Genomic DNA, 24,594 nt, shown 5'->3' with positions numbered 1-24,594 from the left:
GCCATCGCCCCTTAAACTTCAAATATAAATATATTACACGCCAAAGGCGTCTTTAAACTTTTTAAAAAACCCTTTTTCCTCTGATGTAGGATCAGCGCCTCCGGCTTGAGCAAACTCCTGTAAGAGCTCCTTTTGACGGTCAGTTAGCTTCTTAGGGGTTATTAATTTAACCCGCACATGCTGGTCGCCGCGTCCATGACCGCGTAAATGCGGGATTCCTTTATCCTTGATGCGGAATACTGTGCCTGTTTGTGTACCTTCAGGAATTTTCAGCTTGACCTTACCGTCAAGTGTTGGAACTTCGATTTCATCCCCCAAAGTAGCCTGAACAAAATTAATCGGCACATCACAAATAACATCATTACCCTCACGTGTAAACAGTTTATGCGCTTTTACGAAAAGATAAACATATAAATCCCCTGGGGGACCACCACGTTGCCCGGCTTCACCCTCATGCGCTACGCGAAGTCTTGATCCATTGTCAACGCCAGCCGGAATCTTGATTTTAATTTTGCGTTTAACCCGGACTTTAGCCCGCCCGTTACACTCTTTGCACGGCGACTTAATGATCTTTCCTTCTCCACGACAGCGCTCACAGGCTCTAACATTAACCATACGGCCAAAAGGAGTATTTTGCGTTACCTGAACCTGGCCTGTGCCTCGGCAGTCAGGACAAGTTTCTGGATGAGTTCCAGGTGCTGAGCCTGAACCATGGCAGGCGCTACAGTCTTCAGTCCGCGGCACTTGAATTTCAGTCTCTAAACCGAAAGCTGCTTCCTCAAAACTTATCTCCATATCGTACCGTAAATCAGGCCCCCGCTCTGGCCCAGTATTCCGACCACCGCCAAAACCAAACCCAGCCTGACCGAAGAACATGTCAAATATATCAGAGAAGCCGCCGGCACCGGCACCACCACCAAAACCGCCCCCGCCATTAGCGGCATCAAACGCAGCATGACCAAATTGGTCATACTGCGCCCGGCGTTCGGTATTTGATAGAATTTCGTAAGCTTCGTTTATCTCTTTAAATTTCTCCTCGGCTTCCTTGGGTTCATCGCGGTTAACGTCAGGATGGTACTTGCGGGCCAGTTTGCGGTACGCCTTTTTCAGTTCGTCTTCAGACGCCGTCTTGGCTACGCCTAGCACTTCATAATAGTCTCGCTTACTCACTTCACACCATCCCAAAAAAATTATTTCTTATCTTCGTCCACCACTTTATATTCGGCGTCCACTACTTTATCGTCATTTGGAGCGCCTTGCTGGCCACCTTGTGGGGCACCTTGGGCGCCCTCAGCTTGAGCATTAGCTTGATACATAGCAGTTGACAATTCATAAAGCGGTTTAGTAAGTTCTTCAGTGTCAGCTTTGATTGCTTCAATATCACTGCCTTTTAACGTTTCCTTCAGTTTATCAGCAGCTTGTTGAACCTTTTCTACAAGGGCTTTATCAGCTTTTTCGCCAAACTCTTTGATGGTTTTCTCTGCATTATATACCAGTGAGTCGGCATTGTTGCGTACTTCAACTTCTTCCTTGCGTTTTTTGTCTTCAGCCGCATGGGACTCGGCTTCTTTTACCATTCTTTCTACTTCATCTTTATCAAGTCCACCCGAAGAAGTAATTGTAATCTTTTGTTCTTTACCTGTTCCTAAATCTTTTGCAGAGACGTGAACAATACCATTAGCATCAATATCGAAGGTAACCTCGATGCGCGGAACACCGCGTGGAGCAGGAGGAATGCCTGAAAGTTCGAAGCGTCCCAACGTCTTATTATAAGACGCCATTTCGCGCTCGCCCTGCAGTACATGAATATCAACAGATGGTTGATTATCAGCAGCAGTCGAGAAGGATTGGCTCTTGGAAGTCGGAATGGTGGTGTTACGGTCAATAATTTTGGTAAATACCCCGCCAAGAGTTTCAATACCCAAGGACAGCGGTGTAACATCCAGGAGTAATACGTCTTTTACTTCACCGACAAGCACGCCGGCTTGAATGGCAGCACCAACAGCTACGCACTCGTCAGGATTAACACCTTTGTGTGGCTCTTTCCCCAAGGACTTTTTAATAGCTTCTTGGACGGCCGGGATACGAGTGGAGCCACCAACAAGAATAACTTTGTCAATATCTTTAGCTGATAGCCCGGCATCACTCAAGGCCTGGCGGGTTGGTCCCATGGTAGATTCAATAAGATCAGCGCACAGTTCCTCGAACTTAGCACGAGTCAGGTTAATATCAAGGTGTTTCGGTCCAGTCTGATCAGCAGTGATAAACGGTAGGTTGATATTGGTAGTAAGTACGCCTGACAATTCAATTTTGGCTTTTTCGGCAGCTTCACGTAAACGCTGCATGGCCATACGGTCATTTGCCAAATCAATGCCTTGCTGTTTCTTGAATTCGGCTACCAGCCAATTCATAATACGCTCGTCAAAATCATCGCCGCCAAGGCGGTTATTACCACTTGTGGCTTTAACCTCAAATACGCCGTCACCCAGCTCAAGAATGGACACGTCAAAAGTACCGCCACCCAAGTCAAATACTAAAATGGTGTGGTCGTTGCCTTTATCCATACCATAGGCCAGAGCAGCCGCAGTAGGTTCGTTGATAATACGAAGCACTTCAAGGCCAGCGATAGCACCAGCATCTTTAGTAGCCTGACGCTGGCTGTCAGAAAAGTAAGCAGGAACAGTAATTACAGCCTGAGTCACGGTTTCGCCAAGGTAAGCCTCTGCATCAGATTTTAGTTTTTGCAGAATCATAGCTGAAATTTCCTGTGGAGTATAATCTTTGCCATCAATATTTACTTTATAAGTAGTTCCCATATGGCGCTTAATAGAGCTAACTGTGCCTTCAGGATTAGATACTGCCTGGCGCTTAGCTATTTGTCCAATTAAACGCTCCCCATTTTTTGAAAAACCAACTACTGAAGGCGTAATGCGACTACCTTCCGGGTTGGGGATAACAACAGGCTCGCCGCCTTCCATCACAGACACACATGAGTTAGTAGTACCAAGGTCAATACCAATTACTTTTGCCATTGTTAATTTCCTCCTTAAGTAAAATGCTTAATTAACTGTTTCCTGCTACTTTTACCATGCTAGGGCGAATTACCCGTCCGTTGACTTTATAGCCTTTTTGCAACTCTTCGATGACCATGCCATCAGGCTGGTCGTCTGCTTCAACCCGCATAACTGCTTCATGCTCGGCAGGGTTAAACATATTGCCCACAGCATTGACAGGCTCTACACCTAACTGGCAAAGAGAATTATTCAATTGCCGGAAAATCATTTGGACACCTGTTGTCAATGTATTGAGATCAGTTGTAGAACTGGCAGTTGCCCGTTCAAAGTTATCGACTACAGGCAATAGCTCGCAGATAATACGTTCAGCTACTACTATCGATAATTCTTCTTTTTCCTGCCTGGTACGCCGCCGGAAATTATCAAAATCGGCCTGCAGCCGCTTATATCTGTCAGTCATTTCATCAAGCAAGCGACTTTTCTCATTTAGCGCAGTCAAAAATTGATTTACATCCTGGGGCGAAAAGCAAATTTCTGGATTATCACTAGTTGCCGTATCAGCGTATTCATTTTCCTGGCCTGTATTGGCCTCCACTTGCTCTTGCTTTTCCTCTTGCTCTTTTTTTGCCATAAATTCCACCTCCGCTAGTTAAAAATCCGGCATACCGCTATCTGCAGCGCCTGCCTTCTGGGCATTAGCCCCTTCTTCTTTTTTCTTAATAATAGTATCAATACGCAAAATGGCTACAGCCACTTCACCTGCAGCCTTTATGGCGTGAAGTTTTACGGGGACAGGATCAACGACGCCCCGTTCAAGCATATCGACTACTTCGCCAGTATCACAATCTATACCAAGCGAATCGCAGTTTTGCGTTGCTTGGGTAGTAACAACTTCTTCTACCTTTTCAAGCGGATTAAAACCGGCGTTTTCTACGATTTGCGACAAAGGCTGTTTAAGAGCGTTTGTTACGCAGTCAAGGCCATAGGCAGCCATTCCCTTGAGGTTATCGCGGTACTTACCGACCTCCCTGGCCATGGTAACCTCTATCGAGCCACCACCTGGTATATAGCCGCCTTTCACAGCAGCCTGTACGCTTGAAGCAGCATCTTTTGCAATACGCTCGCGCTCTCCAACTACCTCTTCAGTCGCTGCCCCTACTAATATTGTGGCCATAGGTTTGCCGCTACCGCCGATAACACGTACCTGTTCGAGTTTTTCATCTTGGTAGACCTTTTCAGCAGCCCCCAGATATTTTTCAATATCAGCAGGTTCCTTTTTGAGACCAGTGCGTTTGATCATCCTCGCACCGGTATGATCGGCCACTCGGCGCAAGTCTTTTGACGATACGCGTTCAATCACCATGATGTTGGCATCTGTAAGAATTTCTTCGGCAGCACTATGTACACCACGGTCAACCATAACAACGTTCACACCAAGGCTAACAATTTTTTGAACATTTTTCTTAAACTCGTCCTGAAGATCAATGTAGCGTTTAAAACCAGCCTCGGTACTTAACGCCTCATCTTCAATCTCTTCCGGCTCAAGGGCATCATCAATCAGTAGTAATTTTGCGCCTACTATTTCCTCAGGCATTTCTTGAGTCATGCGCTCCTGATCAACAATAACGCCCATGAATACCTCGTTATTGGCACCGGCTTCAGCGGTTATGATTTCGGATAGCTTAAAGTTATATTCGTTGAGCTTTTCTACACCAATCAGCTTGGCTGCTTCCACGACCAAGTCGGCAATATCATCATGTTCCCGCCCGGCAATCATGGCAATACTCCGGAGGATAGGGTCATTCACCTCGGTAATAGTACGAGCGCGTTCCTTAACGCCGTCTAAGACCTTAGCTATGCCATATTTTACTCCTTCAATTACCCTGGCAACAGGTACACCGCGCATGACCTGACTTACGCCTTCTGATACCAGGCTGCCGGCCATAATTGTGGTAGTAGTTGTACCATCTCCTACTTCTGCTTGCTGCGCCTTGGCAGTATTAATCAGCATTTTGGCTGCAGGGTGATTGACGTCCATCTTATCTAGAATGGTAACACCATCATTGGTAATGATGACTTCGCCAAAGCGGTCAACCAGCATAGTATCAAGCCCTTTCGGGCCGATAGTTCCTTCAACGGCAGCGGTAATTGCCCGCACAGCATTCGCGTTAGTTAATAGGGCGGCCAAACGCTCATCCACATCAGCGCCACTGCCAGCTTGCTTTAAATTCATGTAGTTCCCCCCATCTATAACACCTTATACTTTTTCAGAATATCACCTAAATGGCGCTGCATAAACTTTAACACAGACATAGTTTTTCCATACTCCATTCTGGTGGGGCCCAACACGGCTACAGTTCCTACCACCTGACCATCAATGCGGTAAGTGGCTTGAACAACGCTGCAGTCGTGAATGCCTATATATTTATTCTCCTGCCCAATAGTAACAACAACTCCATCGCTATCGGCCATATGAAGAATATCGCAGAGCAATCGGTCTTCCTCAAACATGGTTAATAAGTCTTTAACTTTATCGACATCCCTGAATTCAGGCTGATTTAACATCTGATTCGTACCGCCAAGATAAATCTTCTCATTTTTCTCAACTGTAAGAACATGCTTTAAAAGTGTAATAGCCCGTTCAAATACTTGAGGGTCAGGCAAAATGTCGTTTTGAATATCTTTTAGAACCGGCGTCGTAATCCGGTCAACAGCTAAGCCTCCAAGCCGGGAATTTATTGCTGTTGCCACCCGGCTCAAGTCTTCATGACAGAGCCCTTCAGGTATTTCTATTATTTTATTTTCCAGCAGCCCGGTATCTGTAACTATGACAACGATTGATCGACGCTCATCCAGTGGTAAAAACTGAAGATATTTAAAAGTACACTGTGACACCTGTGGCGCTAGTACCATGGAAACATTCCGAGTCATGCGAGACAATATCTTAGCTGTCTCTTGGAATACTTCTTCAATCCGTCCGGCCTTAGTATGGTACCAATTATCAATAATGGCAATATCTTGGTCGGAGATCTGGGGTGGTGCCAATAAACAGTCAACATAAAAACGGTAGCCTTTGACTGACGGTATTCTGCCAGCGGAAGTATGCGGTTGTTCAAGATAGCCTAAAAGCTCCAAATCTGCCATTTCATTACGAATAGTTGCAGGACTGACCCCTAAATTGTATTTTCGTGCAATCGTCCGTGAGCCGATCGGTTCTGCGGTAGATATGTAATCATCAATAATGGCCTGCAGTATTTGGCGCTTTCTTTCGTCTAACATCGACAACACCTCCCTGTTGTTAGCACTCATGTCAATCGAGTGCTAACACCTACTAAAAAAATACCACTCCTTGGGTTTAATGTCAAGATAGTACTGCTTATCTAATCAGGCAAAAAACTACTAAATACAATATTACCAAATTTCATGCCTCTGTCAGTCAGCCATATTCGCCTGCTATCTGTTTCCACCAAGTCTTGCCGCTGGAGCTTTTCAAAAATATTGCCGAAATGTCTGAAAAAATCAACGCAAAAAAGTTGAGAAAAATTAGCTACGGTCAGCCCTTGAGAAGTGCGTAATGCTAAAAATATATACTCGGCCATCGACTGGTCGTTAGTTAGTGTTTCTCTCATTACAACCGGGGAACATCCCTCAAATATGGCACTGATGTATTCCGGAATTCCCGTTACATTACTTAGCCGCTCACCATTTAAGAAGGAATGTGCTGCGGCGCCAATACCTAAATAGGGTTGATACTGCCAATATTTCAAGTTATGGCGGCACTCCAAACCTGGTCGAGCAAAGTTTGAAATCTCGTAACGCAGCAAACCCCGGCCAGGCAAAAAGTCAACCATGTGATCATACATTGCTTCCTCGGTTGCTTCGTCTGGTAATTTAAGCAACCCTCGATCATAGGCTGCTGCTAATGGAGTGCCTTCTTCCAGTTTAAGGCCATATACCGAAATGTGGCTGGTATTAACCGCAACTGCCTGCTCAAGCTCCCAGGCAAACCCTTCGAATGTTTGTCCCGGCAGACCGTACATCAAATCAATACTAATATTATTAAACCCAGCGGCATATGCGTATTCAATTGCAGTTAGACTATCAGTGGCCTGATGAATCCTCCCCAATCCTGCAAGTAATTCATTGTTGAAGGACTGTACGCCAAAACTGAGTCTATTTATCCCTGCAGCTTTCAGTGCACTCAACTGCGCTCGTGTTACCGTTCCCGGGTTGGCCTCCATACTAATTTCAGCCTCATTGCTGACATGAAAATTAGCATAAAGACTGGACATTATTTGCTCTAAAAGCTGAACAGGCAACAAGCTGGGTGTGCCACCGCCAATATAGATTGTGTCAACAACCGACTTACATAACACACCGCCCTGCTCAGCAATCTGCTGACACAAGGCGGCGGTATAAGCTGCAAATAGATGCTCTACTCCCTGATAGGAAGAAAAGTCACAATACAAGCATTTTTGCCGGCAAAATGGGATATGAACATATAGGCCAAGCTTACTCATCGCGTTCAACCTTTAATCCATTTTTAAAATAGCCATAAATGCTTCCTGCGGAACTTCCACGCTGCCAACTTGTTTCATCCGTTTCTTGCCCTCTTTTTGCTTTTCAAGCAGCTTCCGCTTACGGGTAATATCGCCGCCATAGCATTTAGCAAGCACATCCTTGCGCATGGCCCGCACAGTCTCCCGCGCGATAACTTTGCTGCCGATAGCAGCCTGAATAGGAATTTCGAACATTTGCCGGGGAATAATCTCTTTTAACTTCTCCGCGAGCTGCCTGCCGCGATGTGTTGCCCGATCTCGGTGGACGATTACACTAAGAGCATCTACAGGCTCGCCATTAAGCAGGATATCAAGTTTAACGAGCGCTGAAGTCTGGTAGCCCAGAAGCTCGTAATCAAGAGAAGCATAGCCACGTGTTGATGATTTCAACTTATCAAAGTAATCAAAAATGATCTCACTGAGCGGCAAATGGTATGTCAGCATAACTCGGTTAGCATCAAGATATTTCATATCTTTAAACTCGCCGCGCTTTTCCTGAGACAATTCCATAACCGCGCCTACATAGTCATTAGGAACCATAATTGTAGCTTTTACATAAGGTTCTTCAACATGGTCAATCTCTTGCGCTGTAGGTAGTTTGGATGGGTTTTCAATTTCAATAACTTCACTATCAGTTTTAAACACACGATAAATAACACTTGGCGCCGTTGTGATAAGAGTAAGATTGTACTCACGTTCGAGACGTTCTTGGACAACGTCCATATGAAGTAGTCCTAAGAACCCACAGCGAAAACCAAAACCAAGTGCAATAGAAGTCTCAGGTTCAAAAACCAGCGAGGCATCATTTAACTGAAGTTTCTCCAATGCGTCACGCAAGTTCTCATAGTCAGAGCTATCGACCGGATAAAGACCGCAATATACCATCGGAGTAATTTTTCGATAGCCTGGCAACTGCTCGGCTACCGGTCGTTCTGCGCTGGTAACTGTGTCGCCTACTCTGGTATCTTTTACGTTTTTAATACTTGCGGCAACAAAGCCGACCTGACCTGGCCCTAATTCATTTACATTAGCCAAATACGGCCGGAAAACTCCAACCTCAGTAACCTCAAAGACTTTATTGGTTGCCATCATTTTAATCTTCATGCCAGGTTTGATCAGGCCATTCATAACTCGGACATAAACAATTACGCCTTTATATGAATCAAAATGAGAATCAAAAATAAGGGCACTTAAGGGGTCGTCTACTTTGCCTGTCGGCGGGGGAACTTTCCTAACAATTGCTTCAAGAATGTCTTCAATACCAATCCCGCTCTTGGCACTAGCCAATACGGCATCAGTGGTATCTAAGCCAATTACGTCTTCAATTTCGGTTTTAACCCGTTCCGGCTCTGCACTTGGCAGGTCAATCTTATTAATTACTGGAATAATCTCAAGGTTATGTTCGAGTGCCAGGTATACATTAGCCAGAGTCTGGGCTTCGATTCCCTGAGCGGCATCAACCACCAAAAGCGCTCCTTCGCAAGCAGCCAGACTGCGGGAAACCTCATACGTAAAGTCAACGTGTCCTGGAGTGTCAATCAGATTAAGCATATACGTTTCGCCGTTTTTTGCTGTATAAGATAACCGGACAGCCTGAGCTTTAATTGTAATGCCACGCTCGCGCTCAAGCTCCATCTGGTCTAACACCTGGTTTTCCATCTCGCGGGCAGAGAGAGCTCCTGTGTACTCCAACAACCGGTCTGCAAGCGTCGACTTGCCATGGTCGATGTGGGCAATGATTGAAAAATTACGAATATGTCCTGTATCCATCAAACTGGGGCTCCTCCCTGGTATAATAAAGCTTTTTTACGCATTTCTATAAATTATACCATCAGCCGCCCGCTAACTGCAAGCTCTACCTATATTCGCGGATATATTCACTCAATTGCTGTATGGCATATTGAGTCCTGGCTCTTATATATTGCGAAGCAGTCTCAATATAAGGCTTGGCTTGATTCCAATATTCGATGGCTTTCTTTTTAGTAGCGAACGCTTCTTCAACGAATTGCCTGTGCCAGACAGAAAACCAATACCATAAACGCGAGCCGTCAATTTCTACCTTGGTAGGAATAATAACTGTGTGATGAGAGAACTTCAGAACAATACTGCGCTCAGTTAGTGAAATATTACCTAACGAATATACACTCCCTAAAGTAAAACCATAACCAAAAGCATAAGCCGAATACACATGCTCTTGATTACGTCCAATATAAAAGAAACGTTCTTGCTCTGGACGCTGGGTAAGTGCAGCCAACTGATGCTCAGCTACCCCCACACCAATTACAATAATTGTTAGTAATATCAGCAGTCCGCGAGCAATTATCCCAGCATCGCCTGTTGCCACCCGTTCGAACACGGCATCCCTCCTATCACAGTTACCGGCTTTCTGCAAGTATTTCTGCTAATACATCCCCAAGCATCTCAATACTACGCACAGCCTCCTCCTTACTGCTTTCCTGGGAACCTACCTCAATTAAGAGCGCCCGTGGATGAAGATGTTGATTATACCGCCATTCTACCAGTTGAATACCTTTACATAATCCAGGGTATTTAGCATTTAGTTTAGCATCAATCAATTTGGCGAAAGCATGGTTTTGCTGCCAATGCGGTTGAGGCAGGTCTTGCTGCCCGGTGGCTACAACAATTGTAATCTTAGCCACTGACATACCAGTAGCCATTGCAGTTACATTTTCGCGTTTATCAGCATCCCTGTGAATATCAAAAATCATTTGGATAGACGGATTATCGGCAAGCAGCTTTTTCGCTGTAGTTTCCGAAGGTCCGTACGCTTTCATAAAACTTGGATAATCATGAATAGTAGCGTTATGGATGGCTTTTACCCCATCTTTCTCTAACTGCTTAGCCAACGCCGCACCTACGTCCACAATATCGCCACGCTGTCCGCCCGGCCTATGCGCCACCCCTGAGTTGGGGATAAAGGCTTCAGCGGTATGTGTATGATATATTGCGACCAATGGCTTGTCATTGCTTGCAGTACTACTAGTATCAAATTTGGGGAAGTTCGGCAATGTTGCAGCACTTACTAGTGGAGTTCCAGGGGATTTAAAAGCCATCATAAAGGGAATTTCCTGAGAAAGTAATGAACGCAAGTCTCTAAAATCAATGCCGCTAAAAAGTAGCACTAATTTATGAACAAGGTTTCCGGCATTGAGTTCCGGCGTTATTTTTATTGCACTCTGCGGCTGGGCTGCACGCGACAAACCAGGAATACCTAAAAAAAGCACGTCCTTCCCTCTGGGCCACAGAGAAGGCAGGTATTGACCGGAGTAGACCGATCCGTTTACAGGAATTGCATTGGTTGTCAAACTGAGATACGTGCCTATGGATAAACCGCTTGCCATTAAAAATATGAACCCGATTAACGCTATGTTAAAAATCTTAGAGGTGCTGTAGACTCGCAAGAAATTATTCAAAAACCTACTTTGGGTGCTTTGTTTTCGTTCTTTTCTTGTTACCATTGCCGCCTCCGCCAGACCCCCGACTGGGTTGTCTCTTGCTAATTTTGTTTACATACAATGTATATGCCTGGCGGCAAAGCGATATTACAGTTATATCGGACTAGCTTTCCGAGTACTTCCTCGTACTAGTGTAAATACAGGTGAATATTCTCGTAGTCAATGTTTGGATGCATGGCTTGGTTAATTCCGCCTGCTACAACAGCGGCAATATCTTCAATCAGCCGGTCAACTTCCTTAGGCGTTACCATAAGGTCACCAAGCATTTCAGGCAACACTTGGCGAACAATAGTCTGGCGGTCTTGATCAGACAAGGTAGCCATGCTTTTGAAATAACGACTGAACGCAGCATGCTCCTGTAGGGTATTAATAGTGTCCATAGCAATGGTCGAAGCATGTACGACTGTCGGTACCCCGATGGCAACAACAGGTACTCCTAAAGAGGCTTGAGTAAGGCCAAAACGTTTATTCCCTACACCAGAGCCAGGGTGAATACCAGTATTAGCGAGTTGAACTGTGGTAATTACCCTATGGCTTGAAGCTGCGGCTAAGGCGTCCATAGCAATCACTAAATCCGGTTTAATATTACTCACAATTCCCTGAATAATCTCAGCAGTTTCCATACCCGTTATGCCAAGGACGCCTGGTGCAATCGCACACACCGAACGGACTCCGCCTTTCAGTTCTGGTGACAGCATCTCCTGAAGGTGACGAGTAACCACTATTTTGTGCGCTGCTCGCGGTCCCAAGGCGTCAGGCGTTACATTCCAGTTGCCAAGTCCAACAATTAAGACTGTTGCATTACGCGGCAGGTTGACCATTTCGACAAGCTCGGTAGCTAAGAAATTCATTATTTTTTGCTGTAACGGGGTATTTTTATATCTCAGCCCTGGCGCTTCAATCGTAATATATCGTCCCTGTGCTTTACCCATCATTCGCTCTGCTTCAGGTGTACTAATATTTACCCGGGTAATAATCGCATCGTCGTCTTCACTGGTCTCAACCACCACACCCGGAATGTCTTCCCGCACCTGCTTTGTCAGCATTTCGCGGGCTTCCAGGGCCAGGTCGGTCCGTGCTGTATTAAAATTTTGATCCATCAAATTCTCTCCTTTTCTCCCAAAATGCTTCAGACCTATCTTATCCGGAAAAAAAGGCGGTTATACGAACCTAGTTTTACTTTATTGCTTGCTTTTTCCTGTAGTTCATGCTAAAATAGCTCAGTAATATATACATAAGGAGGTGAAATACTTGCCAAATATTAAAGCATCTGAGCGTAGCGTAAAAACTGACGCTGAACGGCGTGCCCGCAATTATTCGGTGAGATCAACAATCAAGACTTCTATCCGTAAGGTGGAGGAAGCTGCACATGCCGGTAAAGCAGATGAGGCCAAGACCCTCCTGACTAATGCCGCAAGCGTTATTGACAAAGCTGCCGCCAAGGGCGTTATTCATAAAAATGCCGCAGCCCGTAAGAAGTCCCGCCTAGCTCGTAGAGCAAATGCCACTCAACAAGCTCAATAATTGCAAAAACCTGTTCACTATAAAAGTGAACAGGTTTTTTTATTGCGATTACTCGCACAGTTCAATAATTATTTTTTCCAGCACCACTGGTCCGGTCCGACCTGATTTTAAGTCCCGGTCAGCTGCCGCTAGGCTAAGCATAGCTTGTTTTAGTTTAGCATCATTAAAACCGCGGCTTTGTTTTGCCAGCTTTTCACCAATAAAACCAGGCACTTTTAAAAACTCGGCTACTTCGCGACTGCCATAACCCTTATTTAGCAGTTCTTTAACCTGCCATAGTTGTCTGACTTGCCGGGCTAAGAGCGCCAGGATTCTGACCGGATGCTCGCCTGCAGTCAGTTCTTCCCGCAGCAGCGCAATAGCCTGCGAAGTTTGTCTTTGGCTTAACGCTTCCACCATCGTAAATATGGAAACCTCAGGAACAGCTGATAGAATTTGCAGTAAATCCTGGCGAGTAATCAGTGATTTGTCTGCTGTATATAAGATTACTTTTTCCAGCTCGTTATTCATAAAATCAAGAGAAACCTGCGGCATCATGCTGACCGCCGCCAGCAAATGCTCCTGTGCATCAGGAGTCATTTTAATTTTCAGCTCAGTAAGACGATCTGTCAGCCACCCCCGCACATCTTTGCCTTTTAACGGCGCGGCTTCCAAAACTACACCGTTCTTCTCAAGAGCCTTATAGACCTTGCGGCGTTTGTCCGGCTTATCGGGTGTAATAAACACAACATGACTGTAGGAAGGCATATTGCTAAATAAACTAATTAACCGCTCGGTCGCAGGATCAACCTTGTCCTGAACCTCATCGCCCCCACCCTTGCGTCCGGCACTAAACAGCGCTGTACTACGAACAATAACTAGGTTTTTCCCGCCCAGAAATGGTATTGTTTCAATTGTATTTATCAGTTCCTCCAGACGCGGGTCAGACTCAAAAACAATAAGGTTCATATCTCTGTCTTCAGGAGCTACCACCCCGTTAACAAGGGCTTGCTCAACCTGGCGTATGTGATAGGTTTCCTCTCCATACAGGAGGTATACCGGAGCAAATTTATTCTGCTTGATGGCAGTAAGTACTGCTTTGTAATCCATAGCTCACCATTCTTATTCATTATTTATCCGATGACTAACCCGCTCTAAGACTCCCATCTTCTACAAGTGGGAGTTAAGAGCGGCTAAGTCCCTGGATAAGGGCGACTAACCTTCAGATGGGGTTAAAACCCCACCTGAAGCTAAGTCTACTTTATATAAGTATTAACTTCAATATTTTTGCCGTCTGATTTGAAAACGATGGCCCCTTGTTTATCTGTACGATATACTAATGTGTTCATTTCTGCAAGCCGTTTTATCGTATCTGAATGCGGATGCCCAAACCGGTTACCATAGCCGACAGAAATAACGGCAAACTTAGGAGAAATAGTTTGTAGAAAAGGTACCGTGGTCGAGGTTTTGGCACCGTGGTGCCCCACTTTCAGCACAGTACAGGGAGGTACACCTTTGGCAAGCAGCATTGCTTCTCCCTGTGCTTCCAGATCTCCGGTAATCAAAAAACTATGCTGTCCATAGCTTACCCTAATTACACTGGATACTTCATTACCGTTAGCTCCGCGGCGGCTAGTTTCACTATCACCGACAGCCTGCTCTAAACGAAATACTACGCCGTCAAGCTGAAAACTCTGCCCGGTGTATGCCGGAATAACGGCGATTGCCGGTTTAGTGCGAAGCAGCGCTTGTACTGCCGGTGAGTGCTCTTCCCGCGCCAGCATAACTTTATTAATCCTAATATCGCCGGCAACACCGGCTGCCCCACCAGCGTGATCCTGATGTCCATGAGTCAAAATTAGATAATCAACAGCAGTCACGCCATAGTGTTTAAGATAGGGAGCGACTACCCGCTCCCCAATATCAAAATTTGAACTGCCAAAGCTACCGCCAGTATCTACAAGAACGCCCTTGCCACGTGGTGTGATTACCAGCGTGGCATCCCCCTGTCCTACATCAATAAAGTGTACGGTCAACGGTCTTGGATACCATGTAATGGCTAAAAATATTCCTATAAATAGAAATACAGTAAACGAGCATGCTCTTGGCCACTTTTCAACCAACTGACCAGGCCCTGGCATATGAAGCGGGCGCCAGCCATATACCCAGGCTAGCACAAAATAATAAGCGGCACTGCCTGTTATCCCTACTGATGGTATATACATAGAACTGTAAGGCACCGAAGCCAATAGCGCTGTAAGCATCATAACAAGACCTATCAAGAGACTGCTAATCACAAATATTATGTTTCCAACAGCCGGAACAATGGTGTAGATAATAACTCCGGCCAAACCAAGTATTATGACCAGTTCGACAACAGGTAGGATAATGATGTTGGCAGCAAAAGAGATAACCGGGAAATTATTAAAATACCAGGCTATCAGCGGCAGCACACCAAGCTGTGCACTCAAAGTCACGGCTAACGGTCCTGCTATCCAGGCTGGAAACCGAGCCAGATAGTCTACTGTTCGCTGGTATAAAAATACCAGACCTGCTGTTGCTCCAAAGGACAATTGAAAACTGATATCATATAATAGCAGCGGCTGATAGACAAGCATGCCCAAAGCCGTAATCGCTAAAGCAGCAGGAGCATAGTTTTCTCGGCCAAGTATTACGGCCATCAGGCTAATTAACCCCATAATAGCCGAGCGTATTACCGGCGGTGTAAGCCCGCTCATGACCGCATACAGAATAATCGTCAGAGCAGCTATACTAATAGTTGCCAAAGAACCCAGCCTCAAACGGCTGCCGAACCATCTTATCAGACCTGCTACCAGGGCGATATGCGCACCTGACACAGACAAAATGTGAATTAAGCCTGTTGTCGCAAAATCATCAATCACGTTTTTATTTATACCCTCATAGCCGCCAAAGAGCACAGCTGTTAAAATAGCAGCATCATTTACAGGCATAACCTTTTGTAACGCCTTAACAATTCCATCTTGCCAGCCAGCAAGCGCCACCCGCCAGGAATATGTATTGGAAACTGAGATAACTTTAATGGCCTGCCCTTGTGCGGACATACGGGCCATGATATTCTGCCGTTTGAGAGCGACTGTCATGTCTATCTGGCCTGGATTATTATAACCATGTAATTCCAGTACCTTCCCATAAACGACTATTCTCTCGCCATAGGCTGCAGGTTTAATTTTTTTGTCCTTGTATTGGGCACTTAACCGAACTTTGCCACTGGCACGTACTGCGATACCTTCCTGTTCAGGTTTGACTTTTTCGACTTGCACCACATATCTTACTTGCTTCGTATACTCATCAACCCCAGTTATCTCTGGAACAGTATCAACAACTCCTTCAATACTGACGGTCTGTCCTGCATAATGACTGATATCGCCGGCACGCACTGTAGTATCCTGGCTGTAATAAATCATCCCAGCAACAAAAAACAAGCCGATTACCGGCCAAAAACTATGTCGACAGTTGGTATTGGCACGCCATAACGCAATTATTAGCAGCAAGAGAGCTATGATAGTAAGAAGAGGAATATGCCAGCTATATACCCCAGCTAGCCATATGCCTGCGGCAAAAGCAGCACAGGCAAATATGACGATATTGTTTAGCTCCTCCATGGCTATAGCGTTATTTTATCTTTAAATTGATTATATTTAGATTCACCAATTCCAGGTACTTTTCTGATATCAGTAGGATCTTTAAATGGCCCATTAGCTGTGCGGTATTCAATAATCCGGTCAGCCAACGCCGGCCCAATACCAGGCAGCTTATCAAGATCTGCCTTTGATCCGGTATTTATATTTATCCGATCACCAATATTACTGCCAGCATTACTGACGGCTGGCATGCCCGAAGTCGTGCTTACTGGAACAGCTGAAAAAGGGACATTGACTTGCATTTCATCTTTTAGCTGCATTGCCAGATTAATTCTAGCAGCATCTGCGCCTGGCGCAAAACCGCCAGCCATAGTCACAGCATCGACTACCCGACTGCCGTGAGCAAACTTATACACACCTGGCTTATTAACGCCACCACTGACATACACTACAACTTCGTTGCTGGTTCCGTTGTTAGCGGTGCTGACAACTGCCGCATTGCCTGGTGGAAGTGATTCTGCGGCCATCTCCTGATTATCTGAACTTTTTTGCCAAAAACCGTGAAAGCTATAGGCCAATATCCCACATGCCAGCATAATAACAATAATTAGCTTTTTCTGCAGAATTCCCATAAGGCATACCTCACAATTTGCGCTTTTGAGATATATTTCCACATATTGAGCTGATATCCTTCATGTTTTTTAGTGAACGCAATTTCTCCCTAGATTTTTTGCCCAATAAAGAGCCGTGTCCGCCTCTTCAATGATATTCTCTTTGCTCTTATCCGCCTCTGAGCAAGTTGTCACGCCAATGGAAACCGTTACTTGCCGGCCTAAAAATTGGGTCTCTTGAACAGAGGTTCTTATTCGCTCGGCAATCTCAAATGCCTCGGAGGGTTTCGTCTTAGGCAGCACCACGATAAATTCTTCACCGCCATACCGCCCGACTATATCAGAATCTCGAACACATTTCTTGATCGCCAATGCAACCTTTTTAAGTGCCACGTCCCCTGCCTGATGACCGAAGGTATCGTTATAAATCTTAAAATAATCAACATCCATCATTAAAACCGAGACAGGATTTTGAGCTGCATCCTGTAATGTGTTAGTTAGAAGCTCTTGAAATCTCCGATGATTGGCTAGCCCTGTCATATCATCTGTGTTAGCTAGAAATGTAAGATTGGTAAACTGTTTTTGCATCGCGACGATCTTAAATAAGGCCCGGTCAAGCAGGAGAACCGCCAATGCATTGCATAAAAATTTAGACACTGCCAATACCTTGAAGTTTGACCACGCAGTATACGGTGAAATCGACTGAAACCAATCATAATGCCAAGAAAGAGCAGCCAATGTTAGCAGGTAGATAAATGTCCCTATTGTGGAGGCCAACACAAGCCCCAAATAACGTTTTTTTGAGTGAAGAATAATGTAATACGCTACCGGCCCATACAACAAAGCAGGGATAGCCCACAAAATCCAGCCGCTCCCACCAACTACACATCGGATAATAATGGTCAATATTGCAAGGATAGCACCATCCCGCAGACCCAGATATAAGCTTCCAAGAATAACAACCGCAAGCCTAAGATCAAATATGACTCCTTCGGGTGAACTCTGGATAGGGATTCCCATTGTAAATGCTGACAATAAAGCAAACATTAATATACCAGCCCAATTAATTTCTTTTCTGTCTAAGTTAATCTCCAACCGCAGCTGCGCATATTGTGAGAATAGCGTAATTAACGTAAATAGCACACACAAATTTTCAAGCAACTGAATAGTGAAAGTCCACAGAGATATTTCAAATACTTCTTTCATAGTTCCTACCTTATTCTTCATATATAAAAGGAATCTAAATTAAAAAAAGACCAGATAGCTGGTCTCTATTACTTTTCCGAAGATTATCTTCATTTTACTATTTTTCAACCATGGCTGTCCAACTTGTTTTTGTACATGTAGGTGCCCTGTCTGTCATGAAACGGTAAATACTTGATTTATATATATAGTTCTTTAGCAAATTGCCCTATTTTGCCTTATCGCTCCGTTTGTCTTCATTTTTTTGATGTTGTAATTTTCGCTATTTCTCGACAATTTATTCCTCATTTCGACCGTAGTGAATAAATTACTCCTGGAAATACTATTTTACGAAATAATATAATAGCTGGTATTAAAGTGTTTTACATATATCACCATTGACATTATTTGGTGAGTTGTTTACCATTAAAATTGTAGAATAGCAGCTTTGGACCGGTTTTGTAGGATGGCAGGATTGTAGGAGCCTTTGAAAGCGGGTGAGTAATGATTAGCCGGCCATAGCCAGTTGGTAGTGTAGAAAGGTAGGATGGTTAATGTCAATTCAATTTGGAATCGTAGTCTTGTATATTGCTCTGCTCTTTGGAATTAGCCTCTATGCTAAGCGGAAAGCGGCGGGCGGAAGTATTAACTTTTTATTCGGCGGACGTCAGATGAATACCCTGCTAGTAGCCGCAAATGTGGCCGGCTTGGCTGTTGGAGCCGCATCAACTATCGGCGTTGCCGAAAACGCCTTCTCGGCGGGAATTGCGGCTGGTTGGTATAACGGAGCATGGGCGGCCGGGGCACTGGTAATGGGTGTATTGGCAGCCGGTAAATATCGTGAAATGAACTGTACCACCATTCCTGAATTATTTGAGCGATACTATGATAAGAAGGGCCGTGTCATTAGTGTTATCGGCTTAATCACAATACAATTGGTCATAACGTCACTGCAGTATCTGGCTGGCGGGGCAATTTTGTCTTCCATGCTACCTGAGGTATTCTCTTTTAATGGCGGTATGGTTACCAGCGCTGTTGTTTTCGTTGGAATAACCCTGATAGGTGGTCTCTGGTCTTCTGGTTTATCTAATATTGTCAGCGTTGCACTAATATATATAGGAGTCATTACTGGAACCATAATAACGGTAAGTCAGCAGGGCGGATTACCCACCTTAGCAGCTAACTTACCTCCAGGCACTGATTGGTTTGGTCCAATTGGCGGACTTGGTCTGGCTACTATTGTTGGCTGGTTTGCTGTTATGATTACCCAGAGTATAACGGCTCAAGGGCCTGTTCAAATCGCCTGCGGCGCCGTTAGTGCCAAAGCATCCAAACATGGTTTTATCTGGGGTGCCATCCTGATTTTTCCGATTGGCTTTCTCTGTGCCATAATGGGCTTGGCTGCTAAGGTTGCTTATCCTGACGTGAAGGCGACTATGGCACTGCCTAAGATCATCATGGCGCTTGATCCCATCATCTCTGGAGTAACACTTGCCGCCTTATGGGCTGCTGATGTATCTACAGCTTGCACATTGCTGCTTGGTGCAGGCACCCTGTTTGCACAAGATATCTATAAACGTTTTGTAAATCCAGGAGTTGCCGATAGCAAATATGTTATTATCAACCGTACAACAATTTTAGCACTAGGATTTATCACATTATGGCTGGCCTTTAATGCAGTAGGAATTTTGAAAACCTTGCTGCTCGGATTAAGCCTGACTACTGCTTTTACTCTTGTGTTTTTATTCACCATCTTTGCGCCCGGGTTATGCCGGCGGAATTCCGCCTTTTACACAACCCTTGCCGGAATGTTGGCTTTGTTGGCTTGGCAGTTGGTTCCAGAAGTAAGAGTATTTGCTCACCCCATTTATCTTGAATGGCTTGTATGTATGGTTACATTCCTGGCCGTCTCAGTGATTGATCCTCAAAGGATCATCGCCCCTGAACCAGTCGCTCAAATTGTTAGACAATAACAGGAGATTAAATATGAATGAAATTTCCAGCATCGATGTTGGACGAGCCGCGCTGCGAATGGCCATCAGTGAAACCAGGCAGGATGAGCAAGATACCCGCCAACAGCTTGCTAGACAAAACATGCAGGCAGTAGCTGTAGATTTCGGTGGCGAATTTATTCCCTCAGTAAAAAAAATAATTGAACGTGCTGTTGTTGCTGCCCAACGTCAAAATTTAGTACCTGCCAATCACATTGGTGAGGGCGCAGTTGCAGGAGCAGTGCGTGGTGCTTTAGAGCAGATTGCAGCTAAAGCAGTAGGTCTTAATGTCGGAGGTAAGATCGGCATCGCCCGTTATGGTGAGCACCTTTGTGTAGCTGTTTATTTCGGCGTCGGCGTGCTAAATCTTAATGAAGTAGCGGTAGGACTTGCACACCGCTCATTGCCATTAGGATAAATGAACAAAAACAGGGTACCGGTCATCCGGTATCCTGTTTTTGTTTAACTATGCATAATAAATTACTACATGATTCCTTAAAAAAGCTGAGAGCACCCTTCCTGGAATGCTCTCAGCTCTGATACTAAAGACCTTTTAGCAATTGTGCTAATACTTGATACTTCACATCACGGAAAGCCTGGTCATAATCAACGATATACCACTCGCCGTTTACTTTTTCAAGACCAATTGGCTTAATTACAATACTGAGAGAGTTTTGCCCTTGTTGGAGAGTAGCAAGAGCTGCAGCGTAATTTCCCTGTTGAACCACTTTCTTTACTGAGAGCAAATTAGCATTTTTAATAGTCGTACTGCTTTGCCCTGTAACAAACTTTAATACTGTCTGGGTGTCACCAATAGACGTCGGCGATACGTAAAGCGCGGCCTCATTCATACGATTACCCTTTGCTGCATCAAAAAAGCTATGTACCACCTCTTCTGGTGATAGACCTGACTGACGCTTAAGTTTCGCGCCGCCCCCGCCACAACCTGCTGTAACAAGTAGTGCCATGATGAGTACTGCAACTAGAATAAACTTGTTTCTCATAGTTAGTTTACTTCAACTCCTTCTTTCTAACATTATGGTAACAAGATACATCTGTATTATATCATACAGCCCATGTATTTTCCCTGTTAATTACTGCCTGTTTTTGCATTGAACTGATACGCTAACTAATAATATAGGCGGTAATGTGCCGCCGCCCATAGTCAAAGGCCTCCTCTAAAGTCTCCATGGCCAGATCTATCTTATAACCTTGAATTGCACCACCAATATCATCAGCAACTGCATATCCATACTCCGGAACATACATTTTAGTTCCCAGCGGTATTATGTCTGGATCTACTGCTACCAACCCCCGTCGAACGTAATTCCCCCGGAAAGTAAAGTCAGTGCACCCTTCATCAAAACGGGTATATGCAGTCGATTCAAGCTGAATAGGACGCCAATTTGCCGGGACACCTGTTTCACCTTTCGGTCGCTCTGGTTTCCTTGGCGCAGAATATGGTGGTTTTACAGGAGTAGATTTAACTTTCTTTGTGGTCTGGGGTGTCTTAACTTTATCTTCTAGCTTTAGCGGAGGTTTCTTTTTAGCAGGTTTATATTTCTTCAGAGCCTCCATTGTTTTGCCCCCAATAATTCCATCCACTTCTAATTTGGATATTTCTTGAAAACTCTTTACCGCTGTATATGTTGCCTTCCCAAATATTCCATCTGCTTTGCCTTTTAAAAAACCTGCTTTTATTAGCCTGTCTTGCAGTTTTTTTACATCCTCTCCCTTCATCCCATATCGGGCAATAATTTTTCCTTTTGCTGCATTATTAGGTGACTTGTTGGCGTTAATTGCTGCCGAAGCGGTAATGGGGTGAAAACTGATGGCCAGACCTAATAACACGAGAATCAGCTTTATACGCATTGATTCACCTCTATTTTGCCTTTCTACTTTACTTATACCATATATTACGTTAAATGGAATGGGAGAAAAGTACCATTTTGATGTGGTAATTTATGTTAACCAAAAGGTTTGAAAACTCAAAAACCCCCGCTTTTCAGCCGGAAGGCCGAAAGCGAGGGTCTCTTTTTGGGCATTAATTGACTGGAAACCTAATAACAAAGACAGTGCCTTTACCTTTTTCGGATTGTACACTGATACACCCGCCATGTCTCTCGACAATGCTTTTACATATCGACAATCCCAGACCAGAGCCGTTTTTCTTTGTTGTATAGAACGGTTCAAATACTTTCTCAATATCACTCAGATCCATACCGCATCCAGTATCACTTACTTCCAACTCAACTTCGCTGGTTTGATTATTATATGTACAGGATATAGTAAGCCCCCCTTCATCGAGAGCATCCAGTGCATTCATCGAAAGATTTAAAATAAGCTGCTTAATCTCTTCTGAGTTGAGCAATAACACGGGTAATTCTTCATCAAGCTGAATATGGCAGCTGATATGTCGCGCTAATGCTTCGCTTTCAACAAGTGGGATGATGTCTTTTACTATTTTACTTAAAGACTCTTTTTTCTTCTCAACGTATTTGTCTCTGGCAAGAGACAAGAAATCACTAATAATACGATTAGCTCTATCTAATTCCTCAATGATAGTATCGAACTGCGAACTATAGGCTCCCCCTGTCTTCCTGGCAATGCTTTGAATGTATCCACGAATAACAGTCATAGGATTTCTTACCTCGTGGGCCACAGAAGCTGCCATCTGCCCAACAATATTTAAACGGTCAAGTCTAATCATATCCTTACGTAATTTTTCATGCTCTGTAACATCATGGCAAACTGCAATTGCCCCCGTTATTTCTCCCTCGTTCGCTTTCAAAGGAAAGGCACTGCTAATCCAACACCTATTAAGAAAAAAGTCATACTCATCGTGAATTTCTTCTCCTCTTAAAGCACGAATAATCACAGTACTTTCAAATTCTCTATTGGTACTGTCGGTAAGCAACTTATAGGGGTGATTTACTACCGTCTCCCTGTTAAAGGTTGGATGATAGCTTAAAAACGCCTGATTGCAGTTCTTCACAATACCTTTTCTATCCACAACAAAGATTGCAAGAGGTGTTAATTCAATAAGCTTTTTTAATGTCTGGCTCTCTTCCTGATAATGCTCTGTTTCCTTTTTTAGCTGCTCCCGAAGGGACAAAACGGTATCAAACAGTGGCTCAAGTTGTGGGAAATCCTCAAACTCAGCCGTTGGTAACTCCTTACCCGTAATTTGGTTTGCGAATCGTATCAGCAAATTATCCAGTTTACGAAATACTACCCAAACAACAAGCATCAGAACTACCCACACCAAAAGGCTAATAATGATACCCTTGATAAAGAAATTACTGCTCTCGCTTAAAACATTATCTATTCTCTTACTAACCCACGTAAAGCCAGCTACCGTTCCTAAATGATAGATAGGTGAGATCGCCACAAGCACAGGCGTTCCGTCATACTCAGAATCTTCTACCGAAACCACAGTTTGCCCAGTATTGTACATTTCCCTCACCGCCGGACCATCCAAGGAGATAAATTTTTCCGGCTGTGTGTACGGGTGCATGGCAATGATGCTATCTAAGTTGCGGTGGTAAATACCTATTCTATAATAAGGATGCATACTAGCCATTTCATCCACAAAAGACTGATAATACGCGTTAATGTCTGATATATTTTTAGAGAAAGAACGATCTCTTATGAAACTATCTCTCCAATAAACCAGAGGCTTTCCATTTTGCGGGAGCTTCTGTGCCAACGTTACAGAAATCCTTGCAATTTCCCGTTCATTTTCCATTAAAACAATCTTTTTTTGCTGATCGGAAAAATGATAGAATGCAATGCAAAGCGGTAAGGTAATCACAAATGTGATAATAAGATACGCTTTATGAGCAATACTTTTACTTATCAATGATAGCAAGCCTCCCACATCTGTACGCCGAGTAAATACATAATGGAAATAAGCCAAATAGCGATTCGCTACTCCAATCTATCTCCATCCTATGTAAAATAGATACAACATTTATTTCCATAAAAGTATAATAAATCCTGCAAAATTTCAAAATCATATAGTATTTATTTCTTTTCTAATATACTAAGCTCACCGACTGGTGAGCTTAGTATATTACCACCACATAAAAAAACCTTAGCCAATAACTTGACTAAGGCAAAACGCAATTTACTCTCATCGATTCAAACCAAAATCCTCCCTAAAATTTAAGGCTTGAAATTCATCCTCAGTGTAAACTTTTATGTTTTCCTCTTTTAAGAGTGTACAAAAAATACCATCACCCTCAATCAAATTCCCTGAAAACGTACCATCATAAATCAGTCCACTGCCACAAGTAGGTGATTTTGATTTTAGTATGGCTATTTTGCTCTCAACTAACTTCGAAATAGCTAACGCGACCTTTGCTCCAGCCATATACTCAGCCGTTAGATCTTTACCGCAGTTAGATAAAAATTTCCCAGCGCATTGTTCTACGCTAGGCCGCGGCGTCGATAAATTTGCCAATATTTCCGGGCAGAGCGGTATAGCCTTCCCTTTTTTCACCAGCTCTACTACTTCAGGTATAGGAAAAGCCTGTGCATTATATCTACACTCCACCCCAGCCAGGCAAGCACTAACGATGATCATGCTAACTTACCTCCAATTATCTGTAACCCTGCCTGCAGCAAGGGTTT

21 protein-coding genes are annotated in these 24,594 nt (G+C 44.1%); 3 read left to right on the top strand and 18 right to left on the bottom strand.

Annotated elements, in window-relative coordinates; translation table 11 throughout:
• Positions 1-33: 33 nt before the first annotated feature.
• From dnaJ to gpr, 10 genes are all read right to left on the bottom strand, one after another.
• Positions 34-1,170: a molecular chaperone DnaJ gene (dnaJ, locus tag B9A22_RS15550; protein ID WP_084576872.1), complete on the bottom strand. Its 1,137-nt coding sequence runs from the start codon at positions 1,168-1,170 to the stop codon at positions 34-36.
• A gap of 20 nt (positions 1,171-1,190) precedes the next feature.
• Positions 1,191-3,032, bottom strand: coding sequence for a molecular chaperone DnaK (dnaK, locus tag B9A22_RS15545; protein WP_084576871.1), 1,842 nt, complete (start codon positions 3,030-3,032; stop codon positions 1,191-1,193).
• A 31-nt stretch (positions 3,033-3,063) separates the two neighbouring features.
• Positions 3,064-3,645 (bottom strand): nucleotide exchange factor GrpE, encoded by a 582-nt coding sequence (gene grpE, locus B9A22_RS15540; RefSeq protein WP_084576870.1) that lies wholly within the window; start codon positions 3,643-3,645, stop codon positions 3,064-3,066.
• 18 nt (positions 3,646-3,663) lie between these two features.
• Positions 3,664-5,247, bottom strand: coding sequence for a TCP-1/cpn60 chaperonin family protein (locus B9A22_RS15535; protein WP_084576869.1), 1,584 nt, complete (start codon positions 5,245-5,247; stop codon positions 3,664-3,666).
• Positions 5,248-5,261: 14 nt separating this feature from the next.
• Positions 5,262-6,293: a heat-inducible transcriptional repressor HrcA gene (gene hrcA, locus B9A22_RS15530; protein WP_084576868.1), complete on the bottom strand. Its 1,032-nt coding sequence runs from the start codon at positions 6,291-6,293 to the stop codon at positions 5,262-5,264.
• Between the two features lie 101 nt (positions 6,294-6,394).
• Positions 6,395-7,534, bottom strand: a complete 1,140-nt coding sequence (gene hemW, locus B9A22_RS15525) for a radical SAM family heme chaperone HemW (RefSeq protein WP_084576867.1) — start codon at positions 7,532-7,534, stop codon at positions 6,395-6,397.
• A gap of 12 nt (positions 7,535-7,546) precedes the next feature.
• The gene (lepA, locus tag B9A22_RS15520; RefSeq protein WP_084576866.1) at positions 7,547-9,343 is read right to left on the bottom strand and encodes a translation elongation factor 4; all 1,797 of its coding nucleotides are present in this window, start codon (positions 9,341-9,343) and stop codon (positions 7,547-7,549) included.
• A gap of 85 nt (positions 9,344-9,428) precedes the next feature.
• The gene (locus tag B9A22_RS15515; RefSeq protein ID WP_084576865.1) at positions 9,429-9,929 is read right to left on the bottom strand and encodes a hypothetical protein; all 501 of its coding nucleotides are present in this window, start codon (positions 9,927-9,929) and stop codon (positions 9,429-9,431) included.
• A 19-nt stretch (positions 9,930-9,948) separates the two neighbouring features.
• A complete protein-coding gene (gene spoIIP, locus B9A22_RS15510; protein ID WP_245824011.1) occupies positions 9,949-10,899 on the bottom strand; it encodes a stage II sporulation protein P in 951 nt (316 codons plus the stop codon).
• A gap of 278 nt (positions 10,900-11,177) precedes the next feature.
• Positions 11,178-12,149, bottom strand: coding sequence for a GPR endopeptidase (gene gpr, locus B9A22_RS15505; protein WP_084576863.1), 972 nt, complete (start codon positions 12,147-12,149; stop codon positions 11,178-11,180).
• Between the two features lie 151 nt (positions 12,150-12,300).
• Between gpr and rpsT the strand changes: the two genes are divergently transcribed.
• Positions 12,301-12,573 carry a 30S ribosomal protein S20 gene (rpsT, locus tag B9A22_RS15500; RefSeq protein ID WP_084576862.1) on the top strand — a complete coding sequence of 91 codons (273 nt, stop codon included), beginning with the start codon at positions 12,301-12,303 and terminating at the stop codon, positions 12,571-12,573.
• 48 nt (positions 12,574-12,621) lie between these two features.
• Here the strand turns inward: rpsT and holA are convergent, their stop codons facing one another.
• The 4 genes from holA to B9A22_RS15480 form a co-directional block, all read right to left on the bottom strand.
• A complete protein-coding gene (holA, locus tag B9A22_RS15495; RefSeq protein ID WP_084576861.1) occupies positions 12,622-13,662 on the bottom strand; it encodes a DNA polymerase III subunit delta in 1,041 nt (346 codons plus the stop codon).
• A gap of 146 nt (positions 13,663-13,808) precedes the next feature.
• On the bottom strand, positions 13,809-16,196 hold the full coding sequence (locus tag B9A22_RS15490) for a DNA internalization-related competence protein ComEC/Rec2 (protein WP_084576860.1): 2,388 nt from the start codon (positions 16,194-16,196) through the stop codon (positions 13,809-13,811).
• 2 nt (positions 16,197-16,198) lie between these two features.
• Positions 16,199-16,807 carry a ComEA family DNA-binding protein gene (locus tag B9A22_RS15485; protein ID WP_084576859.1) on the bottom strand — a complete coding sequence of 203 codons (609 nt, stop codon included), beginning with the start codon at positions 16,805-16,807 and terminating at the stop codon, positions 16,199-16,201.
• A gap of 69 nt (positions 16,808-16,876) precedes the next feature.
• Positions 16,877-17,992, bottom strand: coding sequence for a GGDEF domain-containing protein (locus B9A22_RS15480; RefSeq protein ID WP_176215549.1), 1,116 nt, complete (start codon positions 17,990-17,992; stop codon positions 16,877-16,879).
• Between the two features lie 530 nt (positions 17,993-18,522).
• On the opposite strand from B9A22_RS15480, the gene B9A22_RS15475 reads away from it, so the two are divergent.
• Positions 18,523-19,941, top strand: coding sequence for a sodium:solute symporter family protein (locus tag B9A22_RS15475; protein WP_084576857.1), 1,419 nt, complete (start codon positions 18,523-18,525; stop codon positions 19,939-19,941).
• Positions 19,942-19,954: 13 nt separating this feature from the next.
• Positions 19,955-20,377 (top strand): HutP family protein, encoded by a 423-nt coding sequence (locus B9A22_RS15470; protein WP_084576856.1) that lies wholly within the window; start codon positions 19,955-19,957, stop codon positions 20,375-20,377.
• A 124-nt stretch (positions 20,378-20,501) separates the two neighbouring features.
• Here B9A22_RS15470 and B9A22_RS15465 read toward each other — a convergent pair whose 3' ends face one another.
• From B9A22_RS15465 to B9A22_RS15450, 4 genes are all read right to left on the bottom strand, one after another.
• Positions 20,502-20,963 (bottom strand): hypothetical protein, encoded by a 462-nt coding sequence (locus tag B9A22_RS15465; protein ID WP_084576855.1) that lies wholly within the window; start codon positions 20,961-20,963, stop codon positions 20,502-20,504.
• A 121-nt stretch (positions 20,964-21,084) separates the two neighbouring features.
• Positions 21,085-21,831 (bottom strand): peptidoglycan-binding protein, encoded by a 747-nt coding sequence (locus B9A22_RS15460; RefSeq protein ID WP_084576854.1) that lies wholly within the window; start codon positions 21,829-21,831, stop codon positions 21,085-21,087.
• Positions 21,832-22,003: 172 nt separating this feature from the next.
• A complete protein-coding gene (locus tag B9A22_RS15455) occupies positions 22,004-23,821 on the bottom strand; it encodes a two-component system sensor histidine kinase NtrB (RefSeq protein WP_084576853.1) in 1,818 nt (605 codons plus the stop codon).
• A 273-nt stretch (positions 23,822-24,094) separates the two neighbouring features.
• Complete coding sequence (locus tag B9A22_RS15450; protein WP_084576852.1) at positions 24,095-24,547, bottom strand: 2-thiouracil desulfurase family protein; 453 nt, start codon at positions 24,545-24,547, stop codon at positions 24,095-24,097.
• Between the last annotated feature and the right edge of the window lie 47 nt (positions 24,548-24,594).

This window comes from Sporomusa malonica (genome assembly GCF_900176355.1).
In the GTDB taxonomy this organism is placed as follows: Bacteria; Bacillota; Negativicutes; order Sporomusales; family Sporomusaceae; genus Sporomusa; species Sporomusa malonica.
The sequence above is the reverse complement of the archived record's forward strand: the minus strand, read 5'-3'. Positions and strand labels throughout refer to the sequence as shown.